Below are 18,848 nucleotides of genomic sequence, written 5' to 3'. Positions count from 1 at the left end.
GCGTAGCCGAAGACTTTATCATTCGCGGATGGATCCCTTGCGCCTTACCTTGGAAACCGATCTGTCCCGCATCGACGCCCGCCAATGGGACGCGCTGGCCGGGGATCAGCCTTTTCTGCGCCACGCCTTTCTGCTGGCGCTGCACGAGACCGGCTGCGCGTCGCGCCAGACGGGCTGGGCGCCGCATTTCATGGCGTTGTGGCGGGACGATGTGCTGGCCGGTGCGGTGCCGCTCTACCTGAAGTCGCATTCGCGCGGCGAATATGTGTTCGACTACGCGTGGGCCGACGCCTTCCAGCGGCACGGCATGCGCTACTACCCGAAGCTGTTGTCGGCCATCCCGTTCACGCCGGTCACCGGCCCGCGGCTGTTGGCGGCCAACGACGAAGACCGCGCCACGCTGGTGCGCGGGCTGGTCGCGTTTGCCGAAGAGGTCAACGTGTCGTCGCTGCACCTGCTCTTTCCCATCGACGCCGACGTGCGTGCGCTGCGGGAAGCCGGCTTCATGATCCGCGAGAGCGTGCAGTTTCACTGGACCAATGCGGGCTACGCCGACTTCGACGCGTTCCTGTCCGCCATGAGCCACGACAAGCGCAAGAAGATCCGCCAGGACCGCAAGAAGGTCGCGGCGGCGGGCCTCACGTTCCGCTGGCTGCGCGGCGGCGAAATTGGCATGGAAGAACTGGATTTCTTCTACAGCTGCTACTGCCGCACCTACTTTAACCACGGCAACCCGCCCTACCTGAGCCGCGAGTTCTTCGAGCGTGCCCATCGCGACCAACCCGACGCCTTCGTGCTGATCCTGGCCGAACGCGACGGCGAGCCGGTGGCGTGCGCCCTGAATCTGGCGGGCGGCGACGCCCTGTACGGGCGCTACTGGGGTGCGACGGAATACGTGCCGGGTCTGCATTTCGAGACGTGCTACATGCAGTCGATCGCGTATTGCATCGCGCATGGCATTGCGCGCTTCGAAGGCGGCGCGCAGGGCGAACACAAGATGGCGCGCGGGCTGCTGCCTACGCCAACGTGGTCAGCGCACTGGGTGGCCCACCCGGGTTTTGCCGAGGCGATCCAGAACTTCCTGGACGAGGAAACCGCGGCAGTGACGGATTATCTCGGGGAACTGGAATCGCACACGCCGTTCAAGGGGCCGGGTGCGTAATGCCGGTAACGCGCGGCCGCAGCGGTGTCAGACACCCATGATGCGCACGGGCGAGTTGAAGTCCATCTCTGCAGGGTGTCAGACACCTTGTATCTTGGCCACTGTAGTGATTAGCTATCGCTACAAGCGGACCGATGAGCGTGTTCAGACACCTGAGAGCGTTGCCCCGTATCAGACGCTTGAGAGTGTTGCCCGGTGTAGAAACCCCTGGAATGTGCATATTCTGCCAGGTGTCTGACACCCCTGAAACACGCGCGCAGGCTGAAGCCGCTATCCCCGGGTGTCTGACACCGACTTTAGAAAGCCCGCCTGAACCGTCAGAGAAACCGGTCCAGCAGCTTGCGGCTGTGCTTGTCCAGCGACTGGATGTCGCGCACCAGGTAGAAGATGCCGTGGTTGTCGGCGATGAGCAGCGTCTGCGCGGACAGGCGGCGGATGTCTTCTTCGCCGCGCAGCGTGAACGAGGTGGCGCCGCGGTCGGTCTCGACCTTCCAGACGCTGGGCGTGGCGTAGGTGGACACGCTGGTCAGCTTGCGGATCTCGGGCATGAACTCGCGGCTGGCGAGTTCTTCTTCGATCAGGGCGCGCGGCTCGGCGGGGACGTCGGAAAGGTGTTCAATCCACAGCAGCTCGTGCCCGTCGCTGGTCACCAGCGACAGGCCGCGGCCCGCCTCGCTGATCGGGAAGGCGCGCACCGGCAGGACGCCTTCATGCGATTCGCCGTCGGCGGACTGGAACTCCAGGCGGCCAAAGGCGTTGCGGCGCAATTGAAAGAACGGCAAGGTCATGGCGAGGTTATTCCGTTTCCGCGTCAGGCCACCGCGGCCATGTCTTCGCTGCCCGACGCCTGGGCGTCGGCTTCCGCCTGGCGCGCCTGCGCCTGATAAAGGCGGTAGTAGGCGCCCTCGCGGGCCATCAGTTCTTCGTGCGGGCCCTGCTCCACGATCTGGCCGCGGTCCAGGACCACCAGGCGGTCGGCCTTGCGCAGCGTGCTCAGGCGGTGCGCAATCGCAATCGTGGTGCGGCCGCGCACCAGGTTGTCCAGGGCCTTCTGAATCTCTTTCTCGGTCGTGGTGTCCACCGACGACGTCGCTTCGTCCAGGATCAGGATGCGCGGGTCGATCAACAGCGCGCGCGCGATCGAGATGCGCTGGCGTTCGCCGCCCGACAAGGCCTGACCGCGTTCGCCCACCAGCGAGTCGTAGCCATGCGGCAGGCGCAGGATGAACTCGTGCGCATGCGCGGCGCGCGCCGCGGCCACGATCTCGTCACGGGTGGCGTCGGGCCGGCCGTAGGCGATGTTCTCGGCAATGGTGCCGAAGAACAGGAACGGCTCCTGCAGCACCAGCCCGATATTGCGGCGGTAGTCGGCCACACGTACCGAACGGATGTCGGCGCCATCGACCAGCACCGCGCCTTCGGATACGTCGTAGAAGCGGCAGATCAGGTTGATCAGCGTGCTCTTGCCGGAACCGCTGTGTCCCACCAGCCCGATCATTTCGCCCGGCGCGATAGTCAGGTTCAGCCCGCGGATGACCTGGCGGTTGCCATAGCGGAAACCGACGTCGCGCAGCTCGATGCGGCCATTGATGTGCGGCAGCTTGGCGGGGTTTTGCGGCTCGGGCACGCTGGACACATGGTCCAGGATGTCAAAGATGCGCTTGGCGCCGGCAGCGGCCTTTTGCGTGACCGACACGATGCGGCTCATGGAATCCAGGCGCATGTAGAAACGCCCGATATACGCCAGGAACGCGGCCAGCACGCCCACGGTGATCTGCTTTTGCGAGACCTGCCAGATGCCGAAGATCCACACCACCAGCAAACCGACTTCGGTCAGCAGCGTGACGGTGGGCGAGAACAGCGACCACGTGGTGTTGACGCGATCGTTGACTTCCAGGTTGCGGTTGTTGGCTTCGCGAAAGCGCGCGACCTCGCGTTTTTCCTGCGCAAACGCCTTGACCACGCGAATGCCGGGAATGGTGTCGGCCAGCACGTTGGTGATCTCGGACCAGATGCGGTCGACTTTTTCGAAGCCGTGGCGCAGGCGGTCGCGCACGGCATGGATCATCCAGATGATGAACGGCAGCGGCACCAGCGTGACCAGCGCAAGCCACGGATTGATGCTGATCAGGATGACCGCCGTCATGGCGATCATGAGGATGTCGGTGGCGAAGTCCAAGAGGTGCAGCGACAGGAACACGCAGATGCGGTCGGTTTCGCTGCCGATGCGCGAGATCAGGTCGCCGGTGCGCTTTCCGCCGAAATACTCAAGCGAAAGCTGCTGCAAGTGCGCGTAAGTGGTGGTTCGCAGATCGGCCCCGATGCGTTCGCTGACCCACGCCAGAATGTACGTGCGCGCCCAGCCCAGCCCCCACGCCAGGATCGCCGATCCCAGCAGACCGCCCAAATACAGGCGCACCAGGCTGTAATCGATGGGTGCGCCGTTCTGGAACGGGATCAGCACGTCGTCCATCAAGGGCATCGTCAGGTACGGCGGCACCAGCGTGGCCGCGGTGCCCAGCAATGTCAGCAGAAAGCCGGCAAACAGCGGGCCGCGATAGGGCCGCGCAAACCGCCACAACCGCAGCAGCGCCCAGGTGGTCGACGGCGCGGCCTGTTCCTGGTTGCAGGTCGGACATTCTTCCTCGCCCGCGGGAATGACGTTATTACAGATGGTGCAGGTGCGCTCTTCCAGCGCTTCGGCCTGTTTGCCCGACAAACGGATGGACTGCTGGGTTTCAAACTGCGCCAAAAGCCGCAACGCCGCGTGATTGCACGCCAGCGTGAACCGCCAGACGGCAAGGCGCGCGCTGTCGTCATGCAGTTCCAGCACGGCGGCGCCGGCATGGTCGCTGAGAGATAGCTTCAGTTGGGGGCCATATGGCCAGGATTCCCAACCGGAATCGTCGGGAAGGCGGGCGATCAGCCGTTTATCGGTGACGGCGACCAGTCCCGGCTGGAACTTCAAGCGCTGATCGAGGTCCATTTCGACCCAGGCCAGAAGGGTTTCGTCATCCGCCAGTTCGGTGCGGATTTCATCCCGCCAGCGGGCAGGAAATGCGTCGGCAAGGCCGGAAAGCAGGTTTGGTTTTTTCATTGGAACGCATACCGGGCCAGGACTCTGCCCTACTAGGCGGCAACCGGTTTGACGCCAGGGGCGGCAAACGTGTCCCTTCCTTACAACACCACGAGTTCACGCCATGAAGGCGTCGTATAGTATCAGCCGATTTTTCTAATTAGGAACATCTGGGATCCCCCACTCGTTGGCATTATTCTTAAGGCGCAACCCCAATAAAATCGCGGTCTTGCATAGGGGCGTCCGCGCGTGCCAACCTGCTTCTCGAGCGAATTAAAACATGAAAAAGAAAGACATTGAATTTATCGATGTCGTGGCTTTGCGCGGCCCGAACATTTGGACGTATCGTCCGGTCCTTGAAGCATGGGTGGATATCGGCGAACTGGAGGACTACCCCTCCAACACGATTCCCGGATTTTATGAGCGCCTGACCGAATGGTTGCCGACCCTGATCGAGCACCGGTGCAGCCCCGGCGTGCGAGGCGGATTTCTGGCCCGCCTGAAGGAAGGCACCTGGCCCGGCCACATTCTCGAGCACGTCACGCTTGAACTGCAGAACCTGGCGGGCCTGCGCGGCGGCTTCGGCAAGGCGCGCGAAACCTCCAAGCGCGGCGTCTATAAAGTGGTGGTTCGCGCCTGGCAGGAACAGGTCACCCGCACCGCGCTGAACGAAGCGCGCGACCTCGTCATGGCCGCCATCGAGGACCGCCCGTTCGACGTGTCCGCCACCGTCGCCAAGCTGCGCAGCCTGGTCGACCGCCATTGCCTCGGCCCCAGCACCGCGTGCATCGTGGATGCGGCCGACGACCGCGACATTCCGTATATCCGCCTTTTTGAGGGCAACCTCGTCCAATTCGGCTACGGCTCGGCGCAACGCCGCATCTGGACGGCCGAGACCGATCGCACCAGCGCCATCGCCGAGGGCATCTCGCGCGACAAGGACCTGACCAAGGAATTGCTGTCGACCTGCGGCGTGCCGGTGCCCGAAGGGCGCCTGGTCGACAGCGAGGAAGACGCCTGGGACGCCGCCGAAGACATCGGCCTGCCCGTGGTGGTCAAGCCCTACGACGGCAACCATGGCCGCGGCGTCTTCACCAACCTGACGACCCGCGAGGAAGTGGTGTCAGCCTACCGCGTCGCCGTGGACGAAGGCAGCGGCGTCATCGTCGAACGCTTCGTGCTGGGCAACGAACACCGCCTGCTGGTGGTGGGCAACCGCATGGTCGCCGCTGCCGCCGGCGAACCGGCGTGGGTCACGGGCGACGGCAAGTCCACGGTCACCGAACTCATCGACAGCCAGATCAACACCGACCCGCGCCGCGGCCGCACCGAGAACCATCCGCTCAATTTTGTGCGCCTGGATTCCGCCGCCCGGCTGGAAATCGCGCGCCAGGGCCTCACCGAAGACAGCGTTCCGCCCGAGGGCCAGCGCGTGCTGGTGCAGCGCAGCGGCAACGTCGCATTCGACGTGACCGACCGCGTTCACCCCAGCGTCGCGGCCACCGTGACGCTCGCGGCACGCATCGTCGGCCTGGACATTGCCGGTGTGGACCTGGTGGCCGAAGACATTACGCGCCCCCTGGACGAACAGCGCGGCGCCATTGTCGAAGTCAACGCCGGTCCGGGTCTCCTGATGCACCTGAAGCCCGCCGACGGCGCGCCGCGCCCCGTGGGCCGCGCCATCGTCGATCACCTCTTCCCCGAGGGCGAGGCTGGCCGCATTCCCATCGTCGGCGTGACCGGCACCAACGGCAAGACCGTCGTCGCCCGCCTGGTGGCGCGCCTCTTGCACCTGTCGGGCAAGCGCACGGGCCTGGCGTGCAGCGAAGGCCTGTATCTGGACCGCCGCCTGGTGCAAAAGGGCGACCGCGCCGACTACGCGTCGGGCACGCGCCTTCTGATGAACCGCAACGTGGACGCCGCCGTCATCGAGAACGACAGCGGCGTGATCCTGGGCCAAGGCCTGGCCTACGACCGCTGCCAGGTCGGCGTCGTCACCAACATCGATGACGGCGACCATCTGGGCGACTTCGACATCAACGAAACCGAGCGCCTGTTCAACGTGTTCCGCACGCAGGTCGACGTCGTCCTGCCCGATGGCGTGGCCGTGCTGAATGCACGCGATCCGCGCGTGGTCGAAATGGCCGAGCTCTGCGACGGTTCCGTGATCTTCTTTGGCATCGACCCCGCCCTGCCCGCCATCGTGCAGCACCTGGCCCAGGACGGGCGCGCGGTGTTCGTGCGCGACGGCAGCATCGTGCTGGCCCGAGGCAGCCATGAGGAACGCCTGGCCGACGTCGCCGCCATTCCGCTGACGCACGGCGGCCGCGTGGCCTTCCAGGTCGAGAACGTGCTGGCGGCCGTGGGTTCGGCCTGGGCGCTGGACATTCCCGTTGAATTGATCCGCGCCGGCATCGAGACCTTCGACATCGATCAGGCGGATGCCCCGTGGCAGTTCACGCTGTTCGAGCGCAATGGCGCGACCGTCGTCGTGGACGACGTGCATAACGCGTCGGCGCTGCGCCCGCTGATCGCCGCCATCGACCAGTTTCCTTCCGGCAAGCGCGCCGCGGTCTACTCGGCCGGCGCGGACCGCCGCGACGCGGACCTGATCGAGCAAGGCAAGCTGCTCGGCGACGCATTCGACCGCGTGGTCCTCTACGACGACACGACCGTGCGCAGCAAGCGTCCCGAGGGCGAGGCGCGCGCGCTGCTGCGCCAGGGCCTGGCGCAGGGCAGCCGCGTCAAGGACATCCAGGAAGAGCCTGACCACGGCAAGGCCATCGCCAGCGTGCTCGATGGCATCGGAAGCGGCGACTTCGCCCTGCTGCAGTCCGACGAGGCGTTCTCCGGCCCGACCATCGACCTGGTCCGCCGCTGGATCCAACAACACTGACACTATTGCGCACGCGTCCGCCCCCCGTGGCGGACGCGCGCCAGACGACAGGAAACCCTGCCATGGAAGTCTCCCGTATCCGAGCATTGCGCGGCCCCAACCTGTGGAGCAAGAACACCGCCATCGAGGCCATCGTGTCTTGCGGCGATGCCGAATGCTCCATCGATAACCTGCCCGAGTTCGAAGCGCGCCTGCGCGCGCGCCTGCCGCAGACCGGATTGCTGCGTCCCGAAGGCCATCAGGGCGCGGTGTCGATCGCGCACGTGCTGCAGATCGTCGCGCTGACGATGCAGGCGCACGCCGGCTGCCCCGTCACGTTCGGCCGCACGGCCTCCACCATCGAGCCCGGCGTGTTCCAGGTCGTGGTCGAGTACAGCGAAGAAGAAGTCGGCAAGCTGGCCATGGAACTGGCCCAGGACCTCGTGCGCGCCGCGCTCGATGACACGCCGTTCGACATCGCCGACGCCTTGAAGCGCCTGCGCGAACTGGACGAAGACGTCCGCCTGGGGCCCAGCACCGGCTCCATCGTGAACGCCGCCACGGCGCGCAACATCCCTTACCGCCGCCTGACGCAAGGCAGCATGGTGCAGTTCGGCTGGGGCAGCAAGCAACGCCGCATCCAGGCCGCGGAAACCGACCTGACCAGCGCCATCTCGGAATCCATCGCGCAAGACAAGGACCTGACCAAGATGCTGCTGGACGCCGCCGGCGTGCCGGTGCCGATGGGCCGTTCCGTGACCAGCGCCGAAGAGGCCTGGGAAGCGGCGCAGGAACTGGGCGGTCCGGTCGTGGTCAAGCCGCGCGACGGCAGCCAGGGCCGCGGCGTCGCGGTCAACATCGAGACCCGCGAGCGCGTGGTCCAGGCCTTTGAAGTGGCCGAGGAAATCAGTTCCGAGGTCATCGTCGAACGCTACATTCCCGGCCACGATTTCCGCCTGCTGGTGGTCGGCGGCGCGCTGGTGGCGGCCTCGCGCCGCGATCCTCCGCAAGTCACGGGCGACGGCCAGCACACGATCCGCCAACTGGTCGATCAGGTCAACGCCGACCCCTTGCGCGGCGATGGCCACGCCACGTCGCTGACCAAGATCCGCTTTGACGACATCGCCCTGGCGACGCTGAAAAAACAAGGCTTTGACGCCGATTCCGTGCCGCCCGCCGGCACGCTGATTTTCCTGCGCAACAACGCCAACCTCAGCACGGGCGGCTCGGCCACCGACGTGACCGACGAGGTCCACCCGGAAATGGCGGCGCGCGCAGTGTCCGCGGCCCGCATGATCGGCCTGGACATTTGCGGCGTGGACGTGGTGGCCGAAAGCGTGCACTACCCGCTCGAAGAGCAGCACGGCGGCGTGGTCGAGGTCAACGCCGCGCCCGGCCTGCGCATGCACCTGAACCCCTCGTTCGGCAAGGGCCGCGCGGTGGGCGAAGCCATCATCGCCAACATGTTCGCGGACGGCGAGGACGGCCGCATCCCGGTTGTGGCCGTCGCGGGCACCAACGGCAAGACCACCACGGTGCGCCTGACCGCGCATCTGCTGGGCGTGGCCGGCAACCGCGTGGGGATGACGAACTCCGACGGCGTGTACGTGGACAACCTGCGCATCGACACCGGCGACTGCAGCGGCCCGCGCAGCGCGCGCAGCGTGCTGATGCATCCGGACGTGGACGCCGCCGTGTTCGAAACCGCGCGTGGCGGCATCCTGCGCGAAGGGCTGGCGTTCGACCGCTGCAACGTCGCCATCGTCACCAACATCGGCATGGGCGATCACCTGGGGCTGGGCTACATCAGCACGGTCGAGGACCTGGCCGTGGTCAAGCGCGTGATCGTCCAGCATGTGCATCCCAGCGGGATGGCGGTGCTGAACGCGGCCGATCCGATCGTGGCCGAAATGGCGTCGAGCTGCCCGGGCGCGATCACCTACTTTGCCGAAGACCGCAATCATCCCGTCCTGGCCACGCACCGCGCGCAAGGCCTGCGGTCGGTGTACCGCGATGGCGATGCCATCGTCGCGGCGCAGGGCGCCGACGAAGTGCGCTTCCTGCTGGCCGAGATTCCGCTCACCCGCAACGGCACGATCACCTTCCAGGTCGAGAACGCGATGGCGTCGATTGCGGCGGCATGGGCGCTGAACCTGGGCTGGGACGTGGTGCGCCGCGGGCTGGCCACGTTCGTCAACGATGCGCAGACGGCGCCGGGACGCTTCAACGTGTTCGATTACCGCGGCGCGACCGTGATCGCCGACTACGGCCACAATCCCGACGCCATCCAGGCGCTGGTGCGCGCGGTGGACGCCATGCCGGCCAAGCGCCGCTCGGTCGTCATCAGCGGCGCGGGCGACCGCCGCGACGAAGACATCCGCATGCAGACCGAGATCCTGGGCGCCGCCTTCGACGACGTGCTGCTCTACCAGGATCAATGCCAACGCGGCCGCGAGGACGGCGAAGTGCTGGCCTTGCTGCAGCAGGGCCTGGTGGGCGCGAGCCGCACCACGCACATCGACGAGATCCACGGCGAGTTCCTGGCCATCGACACGGCGCTGTCGCGCCTGAACCCGGGCGATCTGTGCCTGATCCTGGTGGATCAGGTGGAAGAAGCGCTGGCGCACATCGCCCAGCGCATCGCGCAGCCCTGACCGGGTCGCGGGACGAAGACGGGGCGCTCAAGCGCCCCGTTTTTTTTGTCCTGACCGCCTTAGCCCTGCGGCGCGGCCACGGGCGCCGAAGCCTGATACCTGTCGGTCACATGGGTGCATCCCACCGCAGCCATGGCGCCCAGCGCCAGCAAGATCGCGCTGCAAAGTCGTTTTGTCATGCGGGCTTTCTCCCTTCGGGTGTGTCGAACCGCCAGCCGGTTCCTCGTGGACTATACCGGCCCGCGGACCGCCCGGCCACCCGCGCCATTGCTGGCGTTCGAGCGGATCGGTTACCAGCCGCGCTCAAAAGGGGTCAAATCGTTGCTCAAATGTAACTCGGCCCTATCGCTCCCGGGACGCGATTTCTCGTCTCAAACACGGGGCTTTTTCCACATGGGCGCAGTTACATTTCTCCACAGCGTCGTTTGACAGCCCCAGGGGGCGACTCGTAGCTTAGAACCTAGCTGATCAGTACCCAACACACCGCGTCACGGCAGCTTCATAGGCCATGAACCTGCCGCCGCACGTAACCAGAGAGAGGTCACCATGAACAACGACATCATCGCCGGAAAGTGGAAGCAACTGACGGGCAAGGCCAAGGCGGCTTGGGGTGAACTCACCGACGACGAGCTGACCCGCACCGAGGGCAATGCCGAACGCCTGGCTGGTCTGATCCAGGAGCGCTACGGCAAGACCAAGGAAGAGGCGCAAAAGGAAGTCCGGGATTTCTTCGACCGTAATCCCTGATCTACATAAACACCAGGAGAAGCTGTCATGTTGCATTACGCCGTAGTTTTCTTCGTCATCGCGATCATCGCGGCTGTCCTGGGTTTCGGCGGCATCGCCGCCGGCGCCGCGGGGATTGCCAAGATCCTGTTCTTCGTCTTTCTGGTTCTGGCACTGCTGTCCATTCTGGGCGGCGCCTTCCGCAAGAAATAGAACGAGCACCTGAACGTTTTTAGTTAGTCATTGCGTCTCGAACGCGCTGAACACCAATAAAAAGGAGCATTACTATGGAAATTCGCAAGCTGATCGCCGCCGCCGCACTGGGTACGGGCGCTGTCTTCACTTCCATGGCTTTTGCCGCCGACGACGGCAAGCCGAAACAGTCCGTGGGTGAATACGCGTCCGACGCCACCGTGACCACCAAGGTCAAGGCCGCCTTCGTGGCCGACAAGCAGCTGAGCGCCCTGGAAATCGCTGTTGAAACCAACAACGGGGTTGCCACGCTGACCGGTACGGTCGGTACCGCTGCCGAAGCGGATCATGCCGCAACGGTTGCCCGTGGCGTCGAGGGCGTGAAGCAGGTCAAGAACAACATCAAGGTTGATCCGGCCAAGAACCGCAAGTAATCAGGCATCGAACTTTCGACGCCGGATTTGAAAACGGCGCCTGTGCAAACACAGGCGCCGTTTTCACGTTCGCGATCCGGAAAACGCCAATGCTATAGCGTGACAGTCCCGCGCCCGATTTCCAGGGCGCGCCCGCCGACCAGGATGCGGCCGTCTGCCGGGACATCGAGCAGCAGGCGGCATGGACGGCCGGTCTGGTCCCCCTGCTCGACCAGCACGCTGGCCGGCAGCGCCGCCTTGCGATGCAGCAGCCAGCCGCCCAGGTTGGCGCAGGCCGAACCGGTGCCGGGGTCTTCGTTGATGCCGCCGCCGGGCTTGGCATAGAAATAGCGGGACACCACCACCTGCCGCCCTGCCTGGACATTGCCTTCGTCGAAGGCGAACAGATACATCGTCTTGCGCCCCAGCGCGCTGGCCTGCCAGCGGTTCAGCAGCGACACGTCCGGGACCGCGCGCCGCACTGCATCCACGTCGGCAACCGGCACGAGCAACTGGTCCGCGCCGGTGTCGACCCAGATCGGGTCGGCTGCGAGGTCCTCCTCCGACAGTCCCATCAGTTGCGCGATGCCCGCGCGGTCCAACGCCGGCGTGGCCGTGCGCACGCCTTCCGGACAAGGCGCGGTGAAGGTCCAGGCATCGCCCTGGACAGTCATGGGCACGACGCCCGCCTGAAACTCCAGCGTCACCGCGTCTTCGGCCTGCCGCAGGTCACGCACGACCTGCGCAGTGCCGATGGCCGGATGCCCGGCAAACTTCATTTCAAAGCCCGGCGTGAAGACGCGCACGCGCGCGTCGGCCCGCTCGGACGGCAGGATGAACGTGGTTTCGGACAGATTGAATTGCGCCGCGAGATTGAGCATGGTGGCGTCGTCCATGCCGCGGGCGTCTTCAAAGACGCAGAGCTGATTGCCGCTGAATGTCGAATCGGCAAAGACGTTGAGAAGTCGGAACGCGTAAGTGGCCATGGCGAAAAGCTGAAAGGGATGACGCCGGCAACGCCGGCGCGGTCCCCAACTTTATCGCAGCGCTGGCACGCCCGCTTACCAGACCGCGAAGAACAGCACCCACGCGATGCAGAACGGCACCAGACCTGCCGCCAGCACCAGGCCGGCGCCGAGCTTGCGCGCCATGCCAACCGGACGCGCGTTCAGCAAGCGGGCGTAGAGACGCAGCGTCCACAGCACCGCCAGCGTCAGCAGCGTGAACCGGACCGGCGTCGCCCATGCCGCCTGCACGCCTTCATGCTTGAGCAACGTGATCGTCGTGGCGGACAGGCCCAGGAACACGCCAATGCCGGCCGACGGAATCAGCGCCTGCGCCAGCTTGTGCAAGCCCGCCCGCCCCCAGCGCGATACCGGTGCATGGGCAGCATGGGAATTAAGGGGCGCCTGCGGCACGGGTGCAGCGGGCGCAATGCGGTCCGCAATCCACAGCGACAGGAACGTCGCGCCGCCCACGCACACCGTGGCGCCGACGACAAAGAGCAGGATGCCGGCGCCGTCCAGCCACGAGAAGCTGTCGTTCACGTCGGGGTAATGGGTCAGGATGAACCACGGCGCGTTGTCCATCAGCGGCCACAGGATGTCGTACTCGACCAGCCACGTCGCGGCCCACTGCTTGGCCGTCACGAACCAGGGGCTGGCGCTCCAGAGGAACGCGCCGATCGCAATGCCCATCAGGCCGAAGCACAGCAACGCCGTTTGCCACGGATCGCCATCGGCCACGTGAACGATCTCTTCCTCGGGCGAACGCGGCGTCAGCGCGATGGCGCCGCGATAGCCGCTGCAGCGGCCACAGACGTGGCAGTCGCCCGCGCCCTTCATGTGGCGCAGCGGCACCAGCGGCGCACAGTTGATGGGTTCGATGCGGATGACCGGATGGCGCCACTTTTCTTCGTCGACCTTGAAGTGCCACGGCGCCAGCTTGGCCAGAAGATTGAACACGCCATTGACCGGGCACAGGTACTTGCACCACACGCGCTTGCTGCGGCCGTAACGCCAGCCGACGATCATGGCCGCCACCGTGGAGCCGCCCAGCACGGCCAGCACCGCCAGCGGGTACTGGTAGACGCTGACGAGCTGCCCATAGATGGTCGTCAACGCGAAGGCCACGAACGGCCAGCCGCCCCAGCGCATCCATTTCGGAATGGCGCGGCCCTGGCCGCGCTCGCTGGCCCATTCGGTCAGCATGCCTTCCGGACAGAGCCAGCCGCACCAGGCGCGTCCCAGGATCGGCATGGAGATCAGCACGAACGGCCACCACACACCCCAGAACGCAAACTGCGCCACGACGGTCAGGTTGTTGAACACCGACGCCGCGTTGTCGGGCAGCGGCAGCAGCGCCGGCACGATCAGCAGGAACGCGTACAACGCGACAATGCCCCACTGCAGCTTGCGCAACAGCGGGGCATGGTCACGGAGGAAGTCGGCGATGCGGGAGGTTGCCCTCCCGAGTGCAGCAGCCATGGTCAAACCTTCAAATATTCAGTCCGGAACAAAACCGGAATCAGGATGCTCCCCGGGCGGCGGCCACGGGTGCGGGCCGTCCGCCCGCCCAGCGCAGGAGCGCCCAGACGATGATCCAGTAAGCCACCCACAGCAGCACCGAGGTCAGCGCCGGCAGTGCGCGGTAACCCGCGAAGTCGGCCAGCACCTTGCCCACGCCCGTGCTGTCGCTGAGCAGCCAGGAACTGTCCCACACCGGGTCCACGAGGGTCGGCAGGACATCCAGGGAAATCAGGTGATCCAGCCCGCCCACCAGCAGCGAGCCGGCCAGGAGCAGGAGCAGGATTTCGGTCACGAAGAAGAAGCGGCGCCACGTGATGAGCTTGCCGCCCAGTTGCAGCAGCCAGAACGTCAGCAGCGCCACGGCGAAACCCGCGACGCCGGCGACGGCCAGCATCAGCATGTCGCTGCCGCCCTCGCCCGCCGACACCGTGCCGTACAGGAACACGACGGTCTCGCTGCCTTCGCGGGCGACGGCGATGGCAACCAGCACCAGGAGGCCCCACCAGTTGTCGTTCGCCACGGACGCGCGCGCCCCGCTTTCGAGCTCGCCTTTGAGCGTGCGGCCGTGCTTTTTCATCCACACGACCATCTGCACCACTAGGGCGCACGCCGCCAGCGACATGATGGCCTGGAACCATTCCTGGCCCTCATCGCTGAGCCAGGAGGACACGCCCAGCAGCACCAGCGCCAGCGCGACGGCCAGCGCCAGCCCGGCCGCGACGCCGCCCCACAGGTAGGGCAAGCCGCGCTTGCCTTCCGGCGTGGCGCGCAGCCACGTGTACAGGATGCCCACCACGAGCAGGGCTTCGACGCTTTCGCGCCAGACGATGAAAAGTACCTGTTCCATGCTTTGGTGCCGCGTTATTCCTTGGGCTTGACGACCAAGGTGCCTTTCACGCTCTGGTGAAAGTCGTCAAAAAAGGGATACTCGCCCGGACGCGAGATGGTGATGACCACGAAGGATTTCACCCCCGGTCCCAGGACTTTTTCCTTGCGCAGGGGAATGCTTTCGAATTCCACCGGCTCATTGCTTTCATTGATGAGTTCGATCTTGAAGCGGCCCGCCGGGACCTCGAGCGTGGCGGGCTCGAATGTGCCGTCGGGCTTGAACCGCAAGGTGAACGTGGGCAGCTCGTCCGCCTGCGCGGGCGCCATGCCCGCCACGCCGGCCAGGCCGATCAGCATTGCGGCAAGTACGCGAAGCAGGCGGCGCACGATCAGTAACCGCCCTTCTTGCCGGTGCCGGCGTACACGAACTCATATTCCAGGTCGAACGGCTCGAACCAGTCGGCTACCCCGGTTTCCTTGTCGACGTGGCGGCCGAAGTGGCTCATCTTGTTCGCGGTCGGCGGCAGGATCGTGTACTTGAGCTTGTACTTGCCCGGGCCTTCCAGTTTTACGTTTTCGCCGTAGTGCGGGCCGTCGTTGGCGACCATCGGCATGAACGTGCCCTTCTGGACGTTCTGGCTGCCGACCTTCTGGATCTCGTAGTTCACGACCAGGTAAGGCACCCATTCGCCTTCCGGAAAGCCCGTCTTGTTGCCGGCGGTGGCGTGGATGTCGGCCTCCAGGTGCACGTCGGAATCCTTGGCCGGACGCATCATTCCGGGCGGATCCATTTCGATCGGCTGCAGGTACACCGCGCCGATTTCCATTCCGCCCTTCTCGACAGGCTTGCCGATGGGGTATTCGGCCGCATGGGCGGCGGACACGCTCAACGCGACAATGGCCAGCGCCAAGGCTTTCTTGATCATGTGCATAATCCTTGAGACACAAAAGAAAATAGCGGCTCTCAAAACACAAACAAGAACCGTTTTCATTAATTTAGTGGATTTTGCTGACACAACCCTGAACCTGGGCCAACTAAAAGTGCCGGATCATTGCGTTCAGTCAATTGGCAAAAAGCCGCCATGGCATTCGCCAAGGCGGCTTTTTTGCAATGCGGCGGGCCACACCGGCCCGGCATCCGGCGGGTTTACTTGCGGCCGGAGCCCGGGTTGCTGCCCGGCGTGAACGGGAAGGTCGAGAACATGGCGCGGGTCTGATCCTGCATCTGGTCCTGCATCTGCACGAACAGATTTTTGCTCTGGTCGATGTAGTTGTTCATCATGTTCTGCAGCATCGGCGTCTGCACATTCATGAACTGCGTCCAGGCTTCCGGCCCGAACTGGCTGCCGTACAGGCCCTTGGACTGCTCGGCCATGCGCTGCTGGATCTCCATGAAGGCCTGGATGTTCTTCTCGAGGTAAGAACCCATGATGCCTTGCATGGCGTGGCCATAGAAGCGGATGATCTGCGACAGCATGTTCGAAGAGAACATGGGCATGCCGCCGCTCTCCTCTTCAAGAATGATCTGCAAGAGAATGCTGCGCGTGAGGTCTTCGCTGCTCTTGGCGTCGACGACCTGGAATTCCTCGTTGGCCAGGACCAGTTGCTTGACATCTGCCAGGGTGATGTAGGTGCTGGTCCGGGTGTCGTATAAACGACGGTTGGGGTATTTTTTAATCAGGCGCAGGCTGGCGCCGGGTTGTGCTTGCGTCATGGTTGTCCCCGGATCGGGCGATCTCTTTAGGCTTCGAATAATGTGAGTGTAATGCCGTACGGCCCTCTGCCCGAAGCCGTACAGCGCCAGCGGGCCGCCCAGGGGCGGCCCACGTCGCGTCAGCCCATGTGCAGGCCGCCGTTCAGCGAGAAATCCGCGCCGGTCGAAAAGCCGGATTCGTCGGACGCCAGCCACGAGGTCATGGAGGCGATTTCCTCCGGCGTGCCAAGGCGGCGCACCGGAATGGTGGCAACGATCTTTTCCAGCACGTCCGGCCGGATGGCGCGAACCATGTCGGTGCCGATGTATCCCGGCGAGATCGTGTTGACGGTCACACCCTTGCTGGCCACTTCCTGCGCCAGCGCCATCGTGAACCCATGGATACCGGCCTTTGCCGTGGAGTAGTTGGTCTGGCCGAACTGCCCCTTCTGGCCGTTGACCGAGCTGATGTTGATGATCCGCCCCCACTGGCGCTCGACCATGCCGTCGATGACCTGTTTGGTCACGTTGAACAGGCTGTTCAGGTTGGTGTCGATGACCGCGCGCCAATCGTCGGCGCTCATCTTCCGGAACAACCCGTCGCGGGTGATGCCCGCGTTGTTGACCAGCACATCCACCGGCCCGAGGTCGGCCGTCACCTTTTCAAAGGCGGCTACGGTGGAGTCCCAATCGGACACATTGCCCACCGACGCGTAGAACGTAAAACCCTGTGCGGCCTGCTCATCCAGCCATTGCTGGTAGTTGCGGCTGGGGCCGCAACCTGCCACGACGCGAAAGCCATCCTTGGCCAAGCGCTGGCAAATAGAGGTGCCGATCCCGCCCATCCCGCCTGTTACGTAAGCCAGTTTTCCGCTCATTGGACTTCCTCCTGTGTGCGACGGACGCCTCGTTGATTAAACATCTTTATGCCGGAGACCGGACCGCGGTGCGCGGTATCAGGCCGCCCGGACCTTTACATATCTGCCAGGCGCCGGCTCGATCGGCCGGTACTTGGCGTTGCCTGCCTTTGCCCTCGCCTTGATCTGCTTGCCCGAATGTCCTGCCAGCCAACCGGTCCAATCGGGCCACCAGCTGCCGGGATGCTCCACCGCCTGCGAAAACCAGGTGTTGGGGTCGCCGGGCAGCGGCTGGCTTTGCTGTTCGAGCGCATCGGCCACCCAGTAGCTGCGGCGCTTCTTGGCGGGCGGATTGACCACGCCCGCGATGTGGCCGGACGCGCCCAACACGAAACGCTGCGGTCCGCGAAGCACCTGCGTGGACGCGTAGGCCGACACCCAAGGCACGATGTGGTCCTCGCGCGAGCCGAATATATAGGCGGGCATGCGCAGGCGCGTCAGGTCCAGCGGCAGCCCGGCGGCCTGCGCGCGGCCCGGCACCTTGAGATTGTTCTCGAGGTAGGTATTGCGGAAATACCAGGAAAAGAAAGGCCCCGGCAGGTTCGTGCTGTCGCCATTCCAGAACAGGAGGTCGAAGGCCGGAGGCTTTTGCCCCTTGAGGTAGTTGCCCACCACGTAGTTCCAGACCAGTTCGTTGGGCCGCAGGAACGAGAAGGTGGTGGCGAGATCGCGGCCCGGCATCAGCCCGCCGTTGCCCAATTGATGATCGCGCATCAGCGCGTGGGCCTCGTCGACGAACACGTTCAGGATGCCGGTGTCGTGGAAATCGAGCAGCGAGGTCAGCAGCGTCAGCGACGCCACCGGGTGCTCGCCGCGCGCTTCGGCCAGCGCCAGCGCCGAGGCCAGCATCGTGCCGCCCACGCAAAAGCCCAGCGCATTGACCTGCGGCTGCTTGGTGATGTCGCTGGCCACGCGCAGCGCCTGCAGCACTGCGTCGTCCAGGTAGTCGGACCAGGTGGCGCGGTCCACGCCGTCGGTATCGGCAGCGACCGGATTGCGCCAGGAAATCAGGAAGACCGTGTAGCCCTGCCCCACCGCGTGACGCACGAAGGAGTTCTCGGGCTGCAGGTCCAGGATGTAGAACTTGTTGATGTTCGGCGGCACGATGACCAGCGGCCGGTCGTACACGGTGGCGGTCGAGGGCGCGTACTGGATCAGCTGGAACAGCTTGTTTTCGAACACCACGTCGCCGGGCGTCGTGGCCACATTGCGGCCGATCTCGAACTGCGACTCGTCGGTCTGGGTGATGCGGCCCTTCTGCACGTCGCCCAACAGATTGGCCAGCCCTTCGTTCAGCGCGCGGCCCGCGCTTTCGACGATGGACTGCTGGGCATCGGGATTGAGCGCCAGGAAATTGGCCGGCGACAGCGCGTCGACCCATTGCATGATCGAGAATCGAAGGCGGTCGCGCATCGGCTCGCTGACCTGCGCGGCATCGACCATGCGCTGCATGGCGCGCGCGGACAACAGATACGTGTGCGCCAGGAGCAGGTGCGAAGCATTCGCCGCCCAGGCGTCGCCGGAAAAACGGCGATCGGACGGCGGCGCCAGCGCGCCACGCCGGGCATCGTCGCAAAGGCGTTGCCATTCGCGCGAGAACTCTGCCTGGATGTCAGCCAGGACTTCCGGTGCCACGCTCACCGGAATGGGACCTGCGGAGAGATTGGCATTCACTTCGACACCTTGTTATCGAAACTTCGCGATTGATGTTGCATTCCGGGTTCAGGACTGTCAATGCGGGTATACAAGGAGGCTTACTACGGTAAAACGCAAGCCCGGCCCCG

General features: G+C 64.9%; 16 protein-coding genes. 6 read left to right on the top strand and 10 right to left on the bottom strand.

Going from position 1 to position 18,848, the window contains the following annotated elements:
* The first annotated feature begins 28 nt into the window (after window positions 1-28).
* Window positions 29-1,162, top strand: coding sequence for a GNAT family N-acetyltransferase (locus tag LN047_RS07140; protein ID WP_373981410.1), 1,134 nt, complete (start codon window positions 29-31; stop codon window positions 1,160-1,162).
* A 317-nt stretch (window positions 1,163-1,479) separates the two neighbouring features.
* On the opposite strand, the gene LN047_RS07135 is transcribed toward LN047_RS07140, so the two are convergent.
* Window positions 1,480-1,950, bottom strand: coding sequence for a DUF1854 domain-containing protein (locus LN047_RS07135; protein ID WP_056322203.1), 471 nt, complete (start codon window positions 1,948-1,950; stop codon window positions 1,480-1,482).
* 23 nt (window positions 1,951-1,973) lie between these two features.
* Entirely contained in the window at window positions 1,974-4,259 is a 2,286-nt protein-coding gene (locus LN047_RS07130) for an ABC transporter ATP-binding protein (protein WP_373981409.1), read from the bottom strand.
* Window positions 4,260-4,518: 259 nt separating this feature from the next.
* Here LN047_RS07130 and cphA (LN047_RS07125) point away from each other — a divergent pair, with 259 nt between their 5' ends.
* The 5 genes from cphA (LN047_RS07125) to LN047_RS07105 all read left to right on the top strand — a co-directional run bounded on the left by cphA (LN047_RS07125) (window position 4,519) and on the right by LN047_RS07105 (window position 11,119).
* Window positions 4,519-7,134, top strand: coding sequence for a cyanophycin synthetase (gene cphA, locus LN047_RS07125; RefSeq protein WP_373981408.1), 2,616 nt, complete (start codon window positions 4,519-4,521; stop codon window positions 7,132-7,134).
* A gap of 62 nt (window positions 7,135-7,196) precedes the next feature.
* Window positions 7,197-9,767, top strand: a complete 2,571-nt coding sequence (gene cphA, locus LN047_RS07120) for a cyanophycin synthetase (RefSeq protein ID WP_373981407.1) — start codon at window positions 7,197-7,199, stop codon at window positions 9,765-9,767.
* A 546-nt stretch (window positions 9,768-10,313) separates the two neighbouring features.
* Window positions 10,314-10,514, top strand: a complete 201-nt coding sequence (locus LN047_RS07115) for a CsbD family protein (RefSeq protein WP_008161759.1) — start codon at window positions 10,314-10,316, stop codon at window positions 10,512-10,514.
* A 27-nt stretch (window positions 10,515-10,541) separates the two neighbouring features.
* Window positions 10,542-10,706 carry a DUF1328 domain-containing protein gene (locus tag LN047_RS07110; protein ID WP_006389411.1) on the top strand — a complete coding sequence of 55 codons (165 nt, stop codon included), beginning with the start codon at window positions 10,542-10,544 and terminating at the stop codon, window positions 10,704-10,706.
* A gap of 74 nt (window positions 10,707-10,780) precedes the next feature.
* Window positions 10,781-11,119, top strand: a complete 339-nt coding sequence (locus LN047_RS07105; RefSeq protein ID WP_056322192.1) for a BON domain-containing protein — start codon at window positions 10,781-10,783, stop codon at window positions 11,117-11,119.
* 92 nt (window positions 11,120-11,211) lie between these two features.
* Here LN047_RS07105 and LN047_RS07100 read toward each other — a convergent pair whose 3' ends face one another.
* The 8 genes from LN047_RS07100 to phaC form a co-directional block, all read right to left on the bottom strand.
* A complete protein-coding gene (locus tag LN047_RS07100) occupies window positions 11,212-12,084 on the bottom strand; it encodes a PhzF family phenazine biosynthesis protein (protein WP_373981406.1) in 873 nt (290 codons plus the stop codon).
* A 75-nt stretch (window positions 12,085-12,159) separates the two neighbouring features.
* Entirely contained in the window at window positions 12,160-13,584 is a 1,425-nt protein-coding gene (locus LN047_RS07095; protein WP_373981405.1) for a 4Fe-4S binding protein, read from the bottom strand.
* Window positions 13,585-13,624: 40 nt separating this feature from the next.
* Complete coding sequence (locus LN047_RS07090; RefSeq protein WP_063952734.1) at window positions 13,625-14,473, bottom strand: FTR1 family protein; 849 nt, start codon at window positions 14,471-14,473, stop codon at window positions 13,625-13,627.
* Between the two features lie 14 nt (window positions 14,474-14,487).
* A complete protein-coding gene (locus LN047_RS07085; RefSeq protein ID WP_056322182.1) occupies window positions 14,488-14,811 on the bottom strand; it encodes a cupredoxin domain-containing protein in 324 nt (107 codons plus the stop codon).
* A 32-nt stretch (window positions 14,812-14,843) separates the two neighbouring features.
* Window positions 14,844-15,380 (bottom strand): iron transporter, encoded by a 537-nt coding sequence (locus LN047_RS07080; protein ID WP_062838574.1) that lies wholly within the window; start codon window positions 15,378-15,380, stop codon window positions 14,844-14,846.
* Between the two features lie 221 nt (window positions 15,381-15,601).
* The gene (phaR, locus tag LN047_RS07075; RefSeq protein ID WP_056322176.1) at window positions 15,602-16,168 is read right to left on the bottom strand and encodes a polyhydroxyalkanoate synthesis repressor PhaR; all 567 of its coding nucleotides are present in this window, start codon (window positions 16,166-16,168) and stop codon (window positions 15,602-15,604) included.
* 119 nt (window positions 16,169-16,287) lie between these two features.
* On the bottom strand, window positions 16,288-17,025 hold the full coding sequence (locus tag LN047_RS07070) for a 3-ketoacyl-ACP reductase (RefSeq protein WP_180099096.1): 738 nt from the start codon (window positions 17,023-17,025) through the stop codon (window positions 16,288-16,290).
* A gap of 78 nt (window positions 17,026-17,103) precedes the next feature.
* A complete protein-coding gene (gene phaC, locus LN047_RS07065; RefSeq protein WP_152383751.1) occupies window positions 17,104-18,738 on the bottom strand; it encodes a class I poly(R)-hydroxyalkanoic acid synthase in 1,635 nt (544 codons plus the stop codon).
* Window positions 18,739-18,848 lie beyond the last annotated feature (110 nt).

The sequence above is a fragment of the Achromobacter sp. JD417 genome, assembly GCF_041879325.1.
Lineage (GTDB): Bacteria > Pseudomonadota > Gammaproteobacteria > Burkholderiales > Burkholderiaceae_B > Achromobacter > Achromobacter mucicolens.
The sequence above is the reverse complement of the archived record's forward strand: the minus strand, read 5'-3'. Positions and strand labels throughout refer to the sequence as shown.